This is a genomic window from Frankia sp. R43 (assembly GCF_001306465.1).
GTDB lineage: Bacteria > Actinomycetota > Actinomycetes > Frankiales > Frankiaceae > Parafrankia > Parafrankia irregularis.
On the sequence record NZ_LFCW01000011.1, the window covers coordinates 249,550 to 265,020 of the forward strand.

A 15,471-nucleotide genomic window follows, 5' to 3' on the forward strand; every position below is an offset into this window, starting at 1 on the left:
ATGCGTCCGGAGCCTGCCAAACCGCCGATGGAGCCCGCTCGTGCGGTTTTCCGGGAGACAAGCGCGTCCGAGCGTACGGTCGAGGTGCCGTTCGCGCACCTGTCGGTGGAACTGGGGCACTTCTACCCGGAGGATTTCCGCGGGGGGCCCGCAGCCCTGGCCGACCAGTTCCGCCGAATCGCACCCTGGGCGGAGCGGTCACGGCTGGCCGCGCTGAGCGGTTTCAGCGGTGCCGGTCTCCGGGTCAGCACCTGCCTGCTCGTGGACGACTATTCGGAGCGGCAGGCGCTGCCGTCGCCGGCCACGGTGATTCCAGACCTGCTCGCGGCGGCTGCGGCCAACGACCTGGTCATCGACTACATCGCGCGGGAATCCGCCTGCGCGGACGAGGGCCGGGTGTCGCTGGCACCCGTGGTGGAGAAGGCCTTGGTCCCGGATCCGTCATATGGCACGAACGGTTCGCGTCCGTCGGTGCACGAAAGCGGCTGGCTGTGCAACGGACTGCGTTCGCAGGGAACCTCTGGTGGCCCTGCGATGGGCGCTCCCGCGCGCTGGAACCCACCCGCTGAGAATGCTTCCCGCCGACACTCCATCTTCCTCGACGTCGAGCTCAGAGATGACGACGACGACGGCCGGCAGCGCTGGTCCTGTTCCTTCCTCGCGGCCGTGTGGCAACTGTTGCGGCTCGGTCTCGTGCGAGTGCAGGGTGAGAACGTGGTCCACCCTGCGACAGTTGACCTGGAGAATCTGCCAGACCGGTGGAGCGAAGTTCCGGACATCGTTCGCACGTCATCCACGGCGGCGCCGTTCTGTGCGTACCGCACCTTTTCGGCACTTGCGTCGACGTATGTTCCGGTCGAGCATGCGGTGCGGGTCATCCTGGGCCAGGTCGGTGTCGACCCGCACGCATTGGGATCTTCAATTCGTAGGGCACGGGCCGAGGGGATCGACCTGGCGGCGGAGCCGGTTGACCGGATCTCCTACCTCTTTCTCGGCCGCTGATGCCAAAAGCTGCGGGGGCGACCCGCACCCGCGGCCTGCCGGCCCAGCAGGCCCAGGGACGGTCGGGCGAACTGGACGTGCTGGTCGGCGAGGTTCGAACCACCCTTTTACAGAACTCGCACCAGGTCAATGCGGACACCGTGGCGCGACTGCTCGACCTCGACCCGGGCGGCCGGGTGCGCACCGCGAGCCGGCCTTATTCCCACGCGATATCCCCAGATCTCCGGACTGGCGTGCACTGCCCGCTGGTCACCGGTTCCGGTGCCGCGGCGGACGGCATCGGAACGGTGCTCGCGCGGGCCTCGCTGACCGGCGGGACTATTCTGCAGGCCTCGGCCCGTGCGCATCTCGTCCGCGCGACCTCTGAACGGAGGCTGCCGTGGTCCCATTACATCGCGGATCCAGGGGTCATCGAGGTAAGCGGGCGCAGCGGTGGTCAGGATCTGGTGTCAGGTTTCCTCGGGGATATGGCCGGGGCGCCCATCCGTGACCGCAGCCACGCCGCTCTGGACCTGGGCTCGGTGGGAAGTCGGCTTCTCGACAGGATTCAACGGATGCCGTACATCGATCGGTCGCCCATGCTTCGCGCGCGCCGAACGAGGCTGCGTTTCGCTGTGATCTGGCAGCCGCCGGATGAGGCCGTTCCGGAGCGGCCCGCACCGGATATCGAGTTCGTGGTTCACGACGAATCGCTGCGGACCCTGTGCCTTTATCTGCCACCGACAACCCACGACCTCGCCGATATCGTTGCCGCCTGTGAGAACCTCGCTCTGCACGATTGGCTGCTGTCAACCGTCGCCGCGCTGGTCGAGAACAGCCGCATAGGTGCGGACCCGGCGTCGGCCGTAGTGGCCCGTATCCGCCCCACGATCGACCATCTTCTTCATCTGTGGATGCCAGCTGCGGGAGTCGCGCAGAATCTTTCCGAGATATGGGCGGCACTCGAGCACAGCCCAGGATTCTCCAGACAGTGGGCGAGCCTGTGCGGGCAGATCCAGAACCAGCTTCTGCTCGCGATACTTGAGGGCCCACGGGCAGTGGGCCCCGGCGGCCCACAACTGTCGGGTGGCCGGCCCGGGTAGGCGCCCGGCCGGACTTCGCCGTGCCGGAGGGGTTTCATAAGGAGCAGTATGCCGAACGGAGAAAAATGTTTGTCACCGGCACTTCCGCGGTCATGAGAATGGTCGCGGTGGCTTTCGCTGCCGGTGGTATGACCTTCCTCGTCGGCGCGTTACTCGACGGCGACCTGACCTGGACGACGATGCTCTCCGCGTTCATCGCGGGCGTTGTTCTCATCGTGCAGCATCAGGTCGCGCTGGAAAAGGTCGTCGAGAACCATGTGCATGCGCAGTCCGACAAGCTTGTCGCGATCAGGAAGGATGTCGATCGCAATCTTGACGATACCAGGCGGGCGGTCTCCCGGGAGCTCGAGACAATAAACCACGGTGCCCGGCTGCTGGAGCAGCTGGAGAACTCGGCTGTGGAGACGGCGGTGGAGGTAGAGCGGTCCGTCAGCGGGCTGGCTGACCGGCTGGCCAGGTTCAACCCGCCGAACCCCGTACTCGGGCGGCTCGTCGCTGACGAGATCCGTGGGCTGCACGAGCTGCTGCGCGGTTTGGAAGGAGGGTCGGTCACCTTTCCGGGTGAGGATCGTGACTGGCTTCTCGCGCTCACCAGATCTGCTCGCGGCAGCATCTTGGCGACCAACGCGACGAATGTCGGCGGCGGGCGTCGCAATTTCAGCGATGGTTTCTGGAGCAGTGAGCTGGGCCGGGCCTACCTAATGGCGCAGCGGGAGGCGGTGAACCGCGGCGTCGAGGTGCGCAGGGTCTTCATCCTGAATTCCGAGAGGATCCTGCGTAACGGCGACTTTCTCAGGATTCGGGAAGAGCAGGAGAAAGCCGGGATAAAGGTGCACAGCGTGGTGGTCCCGGGTGGCGGCCACGCCGGGAGTGCGGTGGCCGGCTGGCGCAAGATCTTCCGCGACTTCATCCTCTTCGACGAAAGTGTCTGCTACGAGGCCGAAGCCGGCGCGCTGCAGGGAGCCGGCATCATCAGCACCAGACTCTGGTTCGACCGGACTCGGATCGATGATCGGAAGGCCTTGTTCGACGAGATCTGGCAGGAGGCCGCCGCGGCCGAGACCGCCGCTGGCGGAACGGCTGGTACCTGCCCGGGCTGAACAGCCGATAACATGATCTTCGGGCGGTCACACACCGTCGACTGTCGATCCCAGCCGACGTGATTTCTGGGACGGTCGAGATCCTCAGTGCTTGGGGCCCTGAGCTTCGGTCCTCCGCCCATGGGTGGCTGAGGGTCAGGGTGCCTGCCGCGGCAGCGGCAGGAAACGGTGCATCACGTACAGGTCGACCTCGCCCTGCCAGGGATGGTCGAAGGCCGCTGGCAGGGTGCCGACCATGCGGAAGGACAACGAGCGCCACAGGGCGACCAGCTGGGTGTTGGCCGCGACGACCGCGTTTACCTGCATCGCTCGGTAGCCGAGGTCGACCGCATAGTCGATCATCCCTTCGCCGGCGGCGCGCCCGACCGCCCGTGCGGCAGCTGCCCGCGCGGCTGCCGGGCCGTAGCCGCCGGGGCCGAACGCCCCGCCGCCGAGGTTCACCAGGGTCGGATCGATCAGTAGCTGAGCCAGCACCACGTGGCTGCCGAGATCCGGCTGGGCGGGAACGAGCAGTGCGGTGGCGACCACCCGGGTCGAGGCTGGGCCGTCGTCGACCTCCATCACCAGAACCCGTGCGGGCTCGGGCAGCATCCACAGCCTGCGTGCGCGGGCCTCGTCGGTGCCGGGATCCCAGGTGCACGTCTCACCTTCGGCGACAACGGCGTGCCAGACCGGCCAGATCGCCGGCCAGTCGTCCTCCGTTGCCCGACGTGTCCGCACATGCCGATCCTGCCTGCCAACGCCCGGATACGTGGGCTCAGTGTTGCGTCATGGGCGCCTGTTGGATGGGGAATCTCGTGTACCCGGCCACACCGGGAAGCCGGCCTCGGTGCTGGCGGGGGTGCAGGCTCTCTTCGCGCCGGTGAGATTCGCCATGTCGTGGCCGGTCGCGCGGCGCACACTGCTGGGCTGGCCGCGGCGCTGGTCGGGAGGCCGGGTGCGAGGCCCGTCGCGAAGCCGAATGCGCGGTCGTTCGGCCCGATGCGGGGTCAGCCCCAGCCGAGCTCGTGCAGGCGGGCGTCGTCGATGCCGAAATGGTGCGCGATCTCGTGGACGACCGTGATCCGGACCTCGCGTACGACCTCGTCCTCCGAGTCGCTCATGGCGCAGATCGGCATCCGATAGATGGTGATCCGGTCCGGGAGAACGCCGCTGTACCAGTCACCGCGCTCGGTCAACGGCACGCCCTCGTACCGGCCGAGCAGGCCTGGGCCCTCCGGGGACTCGTCCTCGACGAGGACGGCCACGTTGCGCATCTGCCGTCCCAGCTCGGGGGGCAGGCTGTCGAGCGCGGCGACGACCAGGGCCTCGAACCGTTCGGGGCTGATGGTGACCATGGGGCCATCCTGCTGCCCGCCTCCGATTCTGGTCGCCCCTGCCGGCTCGGTGTCGCCCGCTGGACAGGGCCGGGTGCGACTGCCGGGGTTGCCCTGACTGATCCCGCTGGTTATTCTCAAGTTCAGAAAATCTCGATACGAGAATAACTGGCCGAGCCTCCTGGCTGGCCGGTCAGGAGCAAGGGTGGTGAACCATGCCTGCGGGCGATCACATGCCGGCACGTTCAGCTCGGGGTGGCGACTACGACCCCCGGACCTACGATCCGCGGGCCTTTGACCCCGTGGCGGTCACGGTGGATGTAGTCGCCCTGACTCTGCGCGATGGTCGGCTTCATGTGCTGCTCGTGCGCCGCGGGGAGGCGCCCTTCGCCGGCCGGTGGGCCCTGCCGGGAGGGTTCGTCCGGCCGCGCCCGGGCGTGGAAGGGCCTGCGGGCGAGGAGGACCTGCCCGAAGCGGCCGCCCGTGAGCTGGCCGAGGAGACCGGGCTGGCCGCTGTCGACCCGCTGGCCGCTCCTGACTCGCTGACCGCGGCCGACCCGCTGGCCGCTACCGACCCGCTGTCGCCGCTGTCGCCGCTGTCGCCGCAGTCTCCGCGGCGGGTGCACCTCGAGCAGCTCGGCACGTATGGCACTCCTGGGCGTGATCCGCGTATGCGGGTCATCTCCGTCGCCTACCTGGCCTTCGCGCCGGACCTGCCGGACCCGACCGCCGGTGGTGACGCGGCCGCCGCGGCCTGGGCGCCGTTGTCGACAGTGTCGGGCGGCCTTTCGTTCGACACCTCGGGGCGTGCCGATCTGGGGTTCGACGCCGTCTGCCTGGATGACCTGGCGTTCGACCACGGGCGCATCCTGGCCGACGGGATCGAGCGAGCCCGCTCGAAGATCGAGTACACGCCGTTGGCGACAGCGTTCGTGGGGGAGCAGTTCACGATCTCCGAGCTGCGTGAGGTCTACACGATCGTGTGGGGGCGAGCTCCGCACGCGGCCAACTTCCATCGCAAGCTCCTGTCGGTTCCCGGGTTCCTGGAGGACACCGGGACCACGACGGAACGCGGGGGCAACCGAGGTGGCCGCCGGGCTCGGCTGTACCGGGCTGGTCCCGCGACGCTCCTGTATCCGGCGCTGCTGCGGCCGTCCGGCGCGGAGCCGGGAGAGCCCGTCCTCGACGCCGTTACAGGGGGCGGCGTCGAGGACGGTGCGCTGGATGGTGCCCTGGATGGCGCCCGGGATGGTGCGCGGTGACGCCCGAGCCGGGCCCGTCCGGGCTCGACGGGGCGTTGGGCCTGCTGTTCGACGTCCCGCCGGAACCCGGTTGGCCTGATCTCGTCAGGGTGTTCGGGCCTACCCCGGGCATCGCCGGATACCGCAGGCTCGCTCGCCTCGTGCACCCGGACCGGGCGCCGGCGGCGAGGTCCGGGGTCGCGACCGCCGCGTTCGTCCGGCTTGGTGACCTGTGGCTTCGCTACCAGAGTCTGCAGCCGCCGCAGGTGACCGACCGCGGGGCGGCTGGCGGTGCCGCCTACGCCGCCTCCGCCGGCCCGACCACCGATTCCGTAGACGCCGATTTCGCGGACGTCGAGCCGGTGGACGTCGAGCCGGGGGATATCGAGGAGACGGTCATCCGGACGAGACGTCACCTCCACACGATTCGGGTCGTCCCGCGGCGGACCGCGGTCGCCAAGGCCGCCGGGGCCGCCGGGGCCGCCGGTGGGCGGCCGGATGGTGGGGTCATCGAGGGTGATGTGGCTCTGTTGTACCCGGCCGAATGCCGGGAGACGGCGAGTGGGACGACCCGCACGGGGTTCCTCAAGGTTCCGCGGTCCGCTGCGGACAACGACCTCATGGAGCGTGAGGCCGCCGCTCTCACCCGGCTGGCCCGAGCCGGGGACCGGCGGTTCGCCGCCTACGCGCCGCGCCTGGTCGAGTCGTTCCTGCACACTCCGGCGACCGGCGGCGGGCAGTGTTCCGCGCCACGGCGCCGGGTCAACGTCCTGGAGCGGCTCGACGGTTTCCAACCGCTCACCCGGGTCCACGCGGCCTACCCCCAGGGGGTCGACCCGCGGGACGCGGCCTGGATGTGGCGTCGGCTGCTGGTGGCTCTCGGCTACGCCCACCGCGCCGGGGTGCTGCACGGCGCGGTCGTGCCCGATCATGTGCTCATCCATCCCGAGAAGCACGGGCTGGTGCTCGTCGACTGGTGCTACAGCGTCATCCGGGACCCCGAAACCGCTCCGGCAGTCGGCCGGGCCGCAGGTTCGGCGGCTGGCTCGGCGGCTGGCTCGGCGGCCGGTCCGGGGGCTGGTTCGGCGGCCGACCCGGACAACGGCCCGGCTGCCGGCGCGGCGGATCTCGCGGCGCGGGTGCCGGCCGTCGTGCCGCGTTTCGCACCGATGTACCCGCCGGAGGTGGCCGCGCGCCGCCGTCCGGACGAGGCCACCGACATCTACCTCGCCACCCGCTGCATGACGTACCTGATCGGCCCGGGCCTGCCCGCGCAGCTGCGCGCCTTCGCCCGCGGCTGCACCCTGCCGGCCGCGGCGCGCCGTCCGCATGACGCCTGGCGGCTGCTCACCGAGCTGGACGACGTGCTGGAGCGGCTGTACGGCCCGCGGCGTTTCCGGCCGTTCCATCTGCCCGCCGCGGACGGATGACGTCCCGGACCGACCACCGACCACCGACCACCAGCCACCAGCCACGACCACGACCACCGACCGCTCAGGCCGGCCGCGCAGGCGGGCCACGACCACCAGACCTGCAGAAGTACCACTCGTTCGAGATCCGGAGGCGGAGAGAAATGGGCAGTGGATCCTGGTCAACCAACGTGTACGAGGCGGCGGCGGGCTACCGGGCCCGCAGCGGGGCGAGCGCGTTCCAGTACAGCGACTCGCTGCGGGCGAGCAGGCCCCGCCAGTCCTGGAAGGCGCACCCCGACCTGGACCCCTGGCGGGTCGGGCTGCGGGAGAGCCGGGACAACGACGAGCACCCCGAGAGCCTGGCGATCTCCGTCCTGTTCGATGTGACCGGGTCGATGGGCCAGGTGCCGCGCACCCTGCAGACCCGGCTGCCCGAGCTGTTCGGGCTGCTGCTGCGCAAGGGCTACGTCCAGCACCCGCAGATCCTCTTCGGCGGCATCGGTGACGCGAGCTGTGACCGGGTCCCGCTGCAGGTCGGCCAGTTCGAGTCGGACAACCGGATGGACGACCAGCTCGGCGCCATGCTGCTGGAAGGCGGGGGCGGCGGGCAGCTGCACGAGTCGTACGAGCTGGCGCTGTACTTCATGGCCAGGCACACCGCGACGGACTGTTTCGACCGGCGCGGCCGGCGTGGGTACCTGTTCATCGTCGGTGACGAGCTGCCCTACAGCCGGGTGGTTCAGAGCCAGGTCGCCGCGGTCATCGGCGACCGGCTGACGGAACGCCTGTCAGTCGAGCGCATCCTCGCCGAGGTGGAGCGCCGCTACCACGTCTACTTCATCATTCCCGCCGGGACGTCCCACGCGGGTGACAGCGAGGTGCTCGGAACCTGGCGGGCGCTGCTCGGTGAGCGGGTGCTGGAGCTCGACGACCTCGACGCGGTCTGCGAGACGATCGCCGTGACGATCGGCCTGGGTGAGGCGGCGATCGACCTGGACGAGGGGCTCGACGACCTGCGGGACGTCGGTTCGGCCGCGGCGGTGCCGAGTGTCGGCCGCGCGCTGGAGCGGTACTCGCGTGAGGTGGCCGTCCGCGGTTCGCGGTCCGCGGTCGTCCGTGGCTCGGGTGCGCTCGACCGACGGATCGCCGGTGCCGGCAGCCGCGGCATCGTGCGCCTGTAGAGGCCGGGGAACGAGCTGTGAACCGTCTCGTGAATCGCGATCGTGATCGCGATGATGATCGCGATCACGTCATCGTCATCGATCTGGGCTTCGGTGATGCCGGGAAGGGGACGGTGGTCGACTGGCTGTGTGCCGCCCGGGCCGGCGCGGGCGGTGCGGGCGGTGTGGGTCGTGCGGGTGGTGCGGGTGGGCGGGCACCGACGGTGGTGCGGTTCAACGGCGGGGCGCAGGCCGCCCACAACGTCGTCACCGACGACGGCCGGCATCACACGTTCGCCCAGTTCGGCGCCGGTTCGTTCACCCCGGGCTGCGCCACCCACCTGGCCCGCACGATGCTCGTCGACCCGTTCGCACTGGTGGCGGAGGCCACCCACCTGGAGTCGGTCGGCGTGCCCGATCCCTTCGCCAGGCTGACGGTGGACGGCGAGGCCCTGCTCACCACCCCGTACCACGCGATCGCGAACCGGGTCCGTGAGCTGGCCCGGGGCGCCGGGCGGCACGGCTCGTGCGGGATGGGCATCGGGGAGACGGTGTCCTACGCGCTGGCCCGGCCGGCCGTGGCGCCGCGGGTCGCCGACTGCCGCAGCCCGTCGCGCCTGCGCGCCCGGCTGCGTGAGCTGCACGACTGGCTGCGCGCCGAACTCGCCGCACTCACCGCATCAACCGAGTTCGCCGCATCAACCGAGTTCGCCGCACCAACCGAGCTCGCCGCACCCGTCGGGCTGGGCGGGGCTGGCTCCGGCGGGCAGACAGGGGCTGCTCGGCTCACGGCGGTGCCGGCGGTGGAGGAGATACCGGAGGTGGAGGACTGCGTGGCGGTGCTCACCGCCTTCGGCCAGCTGACGCGGATCGTCGACAGCTCCTGGCTGCGGGTGCTGTGCGACCGTGGGCCGGTCGTGTTCGAGGGGGCGCAGGGCGTCCTGCTCGACGAGTGGCATGGCTTCCACCCGTTCACGACCTGGTCGACGACGACCGCGCGCAACGCCGAGGAGCTGCTGGCCGAGGTGGGCCGGGGCGGGACGGCCCGGCGCCTCGGAGTCGTGCGTGCCTACACGACCCGCCATGGGCCGGGGCCGCTGGTGACCGAGGACGCGGAGCTGACCGCCGCGTTGCCGGACGTCCACAACGGGACCGGCCGGTGGCAGGGGGCGTTCCGGGTGGGTCACTTCGACGCGGTCGCGCACCGGTACGCGGTCGAGGCCGCCGGCGGTGTGGACGCGCTCGCGCTCACGCACCTGGACGTGGTCGAGCGGCTGCCGCCGGGGCTGGGGCTGCGGGTCTGCGACGCCTACCGGATCGACGGGGCGACGGTCAGCCGGCTGGCGCCGGGGCCTCCCGGCGATCTGGAGCGGCAGGGGGCGCTGACCCGCAGGCTTGCGCGCGCCGAGCCGGTGCTCGGCGCGCGCCCCGACGTCGATGCCTGGCCCGATCTGGTGACCGAGCTGTTGGAGGCGCCGGTGACGCTGCTCTCACGCGGCCCGCGCGCCGCGGACAAGCAGATCACCGGACAAACAGGTCACCTGCTGCCGAGCAGGTCACCGGACAGACTCAGTGCAGGGGCCCCATGCAGTCCTTGCACCGCTCGCTGAGGATGGACAGGAGCTCGACCGCCTTGATCGAGGCGTCCCGCACCTTGGCGAGGTCCTGTGAGGAGTTCAGCCGCAGCAGCGCGGCCTCCGCGCCGTCGGTGGCGCCTTCGCTGAGCGCTTCGACGATCTCCGCCGCCGGGGTGCCGTACTGGTACAACAGCACCTGCTTGTCCTGATAGGACGGCAGCTCGGCGGGGAGATGGCCGAGGCCGACTCCGGCGAGTTTCCGGCTGAGTATCTGTCGTACATTGGTGCCGAGCCGGCCATAGCCGCCGATCTCGCGCAGGACTGCCATGTCGATGCGATAGACACCGTTGTTGCCGACGACCGCGGTGCGCAGGTCTTCCCATGAGATGGGCGAGCCGGACCAGGCGTCGACGGCCTGAGCTTCCGTCACTTCCTACCGTCCTGGCTTTCGGTACCGCTGCGGATGGGCACGAGCTGTCGAGTCGTTCAACCTGCCGAGCCGTTCAACCTGTCGAGTCGTCCTGTCTGTCGAGTCGGCCGCGTCTGCCGAGATTGCCTGCCGAGCTGTTTGCGGGTGCGCACGCGCGCTTTTTTCCGCGTGTGCGCGAGGCAACGCTACCCGGCCCACCGGACCTGGTCCAGAACGGCCCGGTGGGTGCGGTTTCCGAGACGTAAATCCCGCCACGCCCCTCGGCCGGGCTGGTTCGGCGGAGGGTGCCGCGAAGGGGGTCGTGGCCCACGGTATCCGCATCGGGGACGATATTCATCCGCGAACACGGCGGAAATCTCGGGTATAGTTCCGCAGGCACGGATGTGAGCTGTTCGGGTTGGCGCAGATGCGGCGGTAGGCGAAAGTCTTCGGTCGGTAATCCTGTGTTTCACGTCATACCTGGGCAGGTATATCCGGTGCGGTCACCAGCGAGGATACTTCCGATTAACGAGGCGCTGATCGGGTCGAAACCGGGCCAGGCACCGAGCGGGGGGCCCCGCCGGGACCCGTGCCGCGGCTTCTGCTAAGGCGCGTGCCAGCGCACGTGCAGGTCGCGGGGTCGGTAACAGCCGGCAGGAAAAGTTTTTCCTCGGAATTTTCTTCCCGGATTTCCTCCCGGCTTTCCTGAAGGCCCAGTTCGCCGCTGTCCCGAGCGATTTCTTGTTAACGGGGCAGTTACCGACGTACATGCTTCCGAAATGAATGCCTCCTACGGTTCCTAGACATCGCGGCACGCCGGGTGGACGAGCTACCAGCGCCCATTCGGTTGCGGGGCCACGACCGCGACCGAATTCCGGCCCGCGGGACGCACTGTGCGAAACCGTGCATGCGTACCCAGGCTCCAGGAGGAGAAGCAATGCGCCAGATCGCGTTCTACGGCAAGGGTGGTATCGGCAAGTCCACCACCCAGCAGAACACCATGGCCGCCATGGCGGAGATGGGTCGCCGGGTCATGATCGTCGGCTGTGACCCCAAGGCCGACTCCACCCGCCTCATCCTGCACTCGAAGGCCCAGACCTCGGTCATCGAGCTCGCCGCCGAGAAGGGCTCGGTCGAGGACCTGGAGCTCGACGAGGTCCTCATCGAGGGCCAGTGGGGCATCAAGTGCGTCGAGTCCGGTGGCCCGGAGCCGGGTGTCGGCTGCGCCGGCCGTGGCGTCATCACCTCCATCACCTACCTGGAGGAGGCCGGCGCCTACGAGAACCTGGACTTCGTCACCTACGACGTCCTCGGTGACGTTGTGTGCGGTGGCTTCGCGATGCCGATCCGCCAGGGCAAGGCCCAGGAGATCTACATCGTGACCTCCGGCGAGATGATGGCGATGTACGCCGCGAACAACATCTCCCGAGGCATCCTCAAGTACGCCCACTCCGGTGGCGTCCGCCTCGGTGGCCTCATCTGCAACAGCCGTAAGACCGACCGCGAGGACGAGCTGATCATGGAGCTCGCCCGCCGTCTCAACACCCAGATGATCCACTTCATCCCGCGTAACAACGTCGTGCAGCACGCCGAGCTGCGCCGGATGACGGTCATCGAGTACGACCCCCAGAACAGCCAGGCCGACGAGTACCGCCAGCTGGCTCGGGCGATCGACGAGAACGACATGAAGAACATCCCCACCCCGATCAGCATGGACGAGCTCGAGGAGCTGCTGATCGAGTTCGGGATCATGGAGCAGGAAGACACCAGCATCGTCGGCCAGAGCAAGGCCGCCGCCTCCGCCTGACCTCCTCCGCCCACCACCGGCTTCAGTCACCGTCGAGGATGAGGTTCCGATCATGACGACGACGCCGACCCCGCCGCGGGCCGAGACCGAGGCGATGATCGCCGAAGTCCTGTCGCATTACCCCGCGAAGGCGGCCAAGTTCCGCGCCAAGCACATCAAGGCCAACGACCCCGAGGGGTCGAAGGAGTGCGAGGTCAAGTCCAACATCAAGTCCCGCCCCGGAGTCATGACGATCCGTGGCTGCGCCTACGCCGGTTCCAAGGGCGTGGTGTGGGGGCCGGTGAAGGACCTGGTCACCATCAGCCACGGCCCCGTCGGCTGTGGCCAGTACTCCTGGGCCACCCGTCGTAACTACGCCCGCGGCCCGTGGGGTGTCACCAACTTCGCCGCGATGCAGGTCACCACGGACTTCCAGGAGAAGGACATCGTCTTCGGCGGTGACCCCAAGCTGGCGCAGGTCTGTGACGAGATCAACGAGCTGTTCCCGCTGGCCAAGGGCATCTCGGTGCAGTCCGAGTGCCCGATCGGTCTGATCGGTGACGACATCGAGGCCACGTCCCGCGCGGCCTCCAAGAAGCTCGGCAAGCCGGTCATCCCGGTTCGTTGCGAGGGCTTCCGCGGTGTCTCCCAGTCGCTGGGCCACCACATCGCCAACGACGCCGTCCGTGACCACGTGCTGGGCACCGGTGGCGCGAACCACGTCTCCACCCCGTACGACGTCGCGCTCATCGGTGACTACAACATCGGTGGTGACGTCTGGGCCTCCCGCCGGATCCTCGAGGACATGGGCCTGCGCATCATCGCCCAGTGGTCCGGTGACGGCACGATCAACGAGATGGCCTCGACGCACCTGTCGAAGCTGAACCTGATCCACTGCTACCGGTCGATGAACTACATCTGCACCACCATGGAGGAGCGCTACGGCACTCCGTGGATGGAGTTCAACTTCTTCGGTCCGTCGAAGATCGTCAAGTCGATGCGCGCCATCGCGGAGAAGTTCGACGAGACGATCCAGGCCAAGACCGAGGCCGCGATCGCCCGGTACGAGAAGCAGTTCGAAGAGATCATCAAGGCCTTCCGGCCGCGGCTCGAGGGCAAGCGGGTCATGCTCGCCGTCGGTGGCCTGCGCCCCCGCCACACCATCGGCGCCTACGAGGACCTCGGCATGGAGGTCATCGGCACGGGCTACGAGTTCGCGCACAAGGACGACTACACCCGTACCTACGGGATGCTGAAGGAAGGCGTCGTCCTCTACGACGACCCGACCGCGTTCGAGATCGAAGAGTTCGCCAAGCACCTGAAGCCGGACCTCATGGGTGCGGGCGTCAAGGAGAAGTACGTCTTCCACAAGATGGGCATCCCCTTCCGCCAGATGCACTCCTGGGACTACTCCGGCCCGTACCACGGTGTCGACGGCTTCGCGGTCTTCGCCCGGGACATGGACATGGCCATCAACAGCCCGACCTGGGACCTGATGGAGACCCCGTGGTCGAAGTCCGGAGAAGTCTTCTGAGCGAGTAGCCCGGCTCCGCCGGCAACCACCGGCGACCACCGGTGATCACCGGTGGCTGCCGGCGGCCATCAGTGGGCCTTCTCCATCCCACGGGGCACGGCCAGGAACCGTGAGCCCGAGCTGGCGATGGAAAAGGCTCAAGTCACGGCAGAAAGGAGGAGGTCCGGTGACGACGACTCCCGAGACGAACAGTCACATCCCGCTGAAGGTCCTCGACCACACCGAGCTGTTCAAGGACGAGGTCTACACCAAGCAGTTCGAGACCAAGCGCGAGTTCGAGAACGGTGCGGACGACGCCGAGGTCAACCGGGTCCTGGAGTGGACCCGCACCTGGGAGTACCGCGAGAAGAACTTCGCCCGCGAGGCCCTGACCGTCAACCCGGCCAAGGCCTGCCAGCCGCTCGGTGCCGTGCTCGCGGCCATCGGCTTCGAGGGCACGCTGCCCATCGTGCACGGGTCGCAGGGCTGCGTCGCGTACTTCCGCAGCCACTTCGCGCGGCACTTCAAGGAGCCCGTCCCGGCGGCCTCCACCTCCATGACCGAGGACGCGGCGGTCTTCGGCGGGATCAACAACCTGGTCGAGTCGTTCGCGAACGCGACGGCGCTGTACAAGCCGAAGCACATCGCGGTCAGCACCACCTGCATGGCCGAGGTCATCGGCGAGGACCTCTTCGCCTACATCCGCACCGCGCGGGACCAGGAAGCCGTCACCAACGACTTCCCGGTGTCGTACGCCCACACCCCGAGCTTCGTGGGCTCGCACCTCAACGGCTACGACGTGATGGTCAAGGGCATCCTTGACATGGTCACCGAGCTGCCCGAGGCCAAGACGGCGCCGGAGACCGGCGGGAAGCCGCAGCTCAACGTCTTCCCCGGCTTCGAGACCTACCTCGGCAACCTGCGCGAGTACCGCCGGATGCTCGAGCTGCTGGGTGTCTCCCCGCTGATCCTGGGTGACCACTCCGACGCGCTCGACTCGCCGGCGAACGGGGAGTACGACCTCTACCCCGGTGGCACCAAGCTGGCGGACGCGGCGAAGGCCAAGCACAGCAAGGCCAGCGTCGTCCTGCAGGAATCCACCATGCGCCGGACGGCGGAGCTCGTCCGGGACAAGTGGAAGCAGGAGACGGTCCTTCTGGAGACCCCGATCGGCATCCGGGGCACCGACCAGTTCGTGAAGGAGATCGCGCGGCTCTCCGGTCAGCCGGTGCCGGCCGAGCTCACCCTCGAGCGCGGTCGTCTCGTCGACGCCCTCGCCGACTCGCACGCCTACCTGCACGGCAAGCGGGTCGCGATCGCCGGCGACCCGGACCTGGTCATCGCGCTGACCCGGTTCGTGCTGGAGTGCGGCATGGTGCCGGTGCACCTGGTCAGCACCAACGCGGACAGCAGCTTCAAGGCGCGCATGGAGAAGGTGCTCTCCGCGAGCAAGTTCGGCGACGCGGCCACCGTCTGGCCGGAGAAGGACCTGTGGCACCTGCGGTCGCTGGTCTTCACCGAGCCGGTCGACCTGCTCATCGGCAGCACCTACCTGAAGTACATCTCCCGCGAGGCGAACGTCCCCCTCGTCCGGGTCGGATTCCCGATCTTCGACCGTCACCACCTGCACCGCCAGGCGACGATCGGGTACACCGGCGGGCTGAACCTGCTCACCCAGCTGGTCAACACCATGCTGGACGAGCTCGACCGCTCCAGCCTGCCGCATAGCTTCGACGCCGTGCGCTAGGTCCCGTTCGGGGGATGCCTCCTGAGCATCGGCATCCCCCGAGCGGTACGCACGGCCTTCCCAGTGGTCGGCCGGCTGGCGGCCCCACCCCCCGCTCGGCCGGGGCCCCGCCCGTGGCGCCGGGAC

At 68.9% G+C, this 15,471-nt stretch carries 13 protein-coding genes; 10 read left to right on the forward strand and 3 right to left on the reverse strand.

The features are described 5' to 3' along the window. From ACG83_RS36870 to ACG83_RS36880, 3 genes are read left to right on the forward strand one after another with little or no spacing between them, the layout of a single operon-like run. Nucleotides 1-1,002 carry an SCO2522 family protein gene (locus ACG83_RS36870; protein ID WP_083473879.1) on the forward strand — a complete coding sequence of 334 codons (1,002 nt, stop codon included), beginning with the start codon at nt 1-3 and terminating at the stop codon, nt 1,000-1,002. Continuing rightward, entirely contained in the window at nt 1,002-2,084 is a 1,083-nt protein-coding gene (locus ACG83_RS36875) for an SCO2521 family protein (RefSeq protein ID WP_083473880.1), read from the forward strand. Before ACG83_RS36870 ends, ACG83_RS36875 begins: the two co-directional genes overlap by 1 nt. 20 nt (nt 2,085-2,104) lie before the next feature. Further along, complete coding sequence (locus ACG83_RS36880) at nt 2,105-3,184, forward strand: hypothetical protein (RefSeq protein ID WP_235498417.1); 1,080 nt, start codon at nt 2,105-2,107, stop codon at nt 3,182-3,184. A gap of 135 nt (nt 3,185-3,319) precedes the next feature. Here the strand turns inward: ACG83_RS36880 and ACG83_RS36885 are convergent, their stop codons facing one another. Both ACG83_RS36885 and ACG83_RS36890 read right to left on the reverse strand, forming a co-directional pair. Beyond that, nucleotides 3,320-3,904, reverse strand: coding sequence for a GNAT family N-acetyltransferase (locus ACG83_RS36885; RefSeq protein ID WP_054570872.1), 585 nt, complete (start codon nt 3,902-3,904; stop codon nt 3,320-3,322). Between the two features lie 269 nt (nt 3,905-4,173). Next, nucleotides 4,174-4,521 carry a metallopeptidase family protein gene (locus ACG83_RS36890; RefSeq protein WP_054570873.1) on the reverse strand — a complete coding sequence of 116 codons (348 nt, stop codon included), beginning with the start codon at nt 4,519-4,521 and terminating at the stop codon, nt 4,174-4,176. A 194-nt stretch (nt 4,522-4,715) separates the two neighbouring features. Here ACG83_RS36890 and ACG83_RS36895 point away from each other — a divergent pair, with 194 nt between their 5' ends. The 4 genes from ACG83_RS36895 (at nt 4,716) to ACG83_RS36910 (ending at nt 9,923) form a co-directional block, all read left to right on the forward strand. Next, complete coding sequence (locus tag ACG83_RS36895) at nt 4,716-5,762, forward strand: NUDIX domain-containing protein (RefSeq protein ID WP_054570874.1); 1,047 nt, start codon at nt 4,716-4,718, stop codon at nt 5,760-5,762. Beyond that, complete coding sequence (locus ACG83_RS36900) at nt 5,759-7,171, forward strand: hypothetical protein (RefSeq protein ID WP_054570875.1); 1,413 nt, start codon at nt 5,759-5,761, stop codon at nt 7,169-7,171. Before ACG83_RS36895 ends, ACG83_RS36900 begins: the two co-directional genes overlap by 4 nt. A 143-nt stretch (nt 7,172-7,314) precedes the next feature. Further along, nucleotides 7,315-8,334 carry a hypothetical protein gene (locus tag ACG83_RS36905; RefSeq protein ID WP_054570876.1) on the forward strand — a complete coding sequence of 340 codons (1,020 nt, stop codon included), beginning with the start codon at nt 7,315-7,317 and terminating at the stop codon, nt 8,332-8,334. Nucleotides 8,335-8,351: 17 nt separating this feature from the next. After that, the gene (locus tag ACG83_RS36910) at nt 8,352-9,923 is read left to right on the forward strand and encodes an adenylosuccinate synthetase (RefSeq protein ID WP_235498418.1); all 1,572 of its coding nucleotides are present in this window, start codon (nt 8,352-8,354) and stop codon (nt 9,921-9,923) included. Here the strand turns inward: ACG83_RS36910 and ACG83_RS36915 are convergent. Beyond that, nucleotides 9,883-10,320 (reverse strand): hypothetical protein, encoded by a 438-nt coding sequence (locus tag ACG83_RS36915; protein WP_054570877.1) that lies wholly within the window; start codon nt 10,318-10,320, stop codon nt 9,883-9,885. The two genes, ACG83_RS36910 and ACG83_RS36915, sit on opposite strands and share 41 nt — an antisense overlap. Nucleotides 10,321-11,236: 916 nt before the next feature. Here ACG83_RS36915 and nifH point away from each other — a divergent pair. From nifH to nifK, 3 genes are all read left to right on the forward strand, one after another. Continuing rightward, entirely contained in the window at nt 11,237-12,106 is an 870-nt protein-coding gene (nifH, locus tag ACG83_RS36920) for a nitrogenase iron protein (RefSeq protein WP_054570878.1), read from the forward strand. Between the two features lie 52 nt (nt 12,107-12,158). Then, complete coding sequence (gene nifD, locus ACG83_RS36925) at nt 12,159-13,619, forward strand: nitrogenase molybdenum-iron protein alpha chain (RefSeq protein ID WP_054570879.1); 1,461 nt, start codon at nt 12,159-12,161, stop codon at nt 13,617-13,619. A 166-nt stretch (nt 13,620-13,785) separates the two neighbouring features. Beyond that, entirely contained in the window at nt 13,786-15,345 is a 1,560-nt protein-coding gene (gene nifK, locus ACG83_RS36930; protein WP_054570880.1) for a nitrogenase molybdenum-iron protein subunit beta, read from the forward strand. Nucleotides 15,346-15,471: the final 126 nt, after the last annotated feature.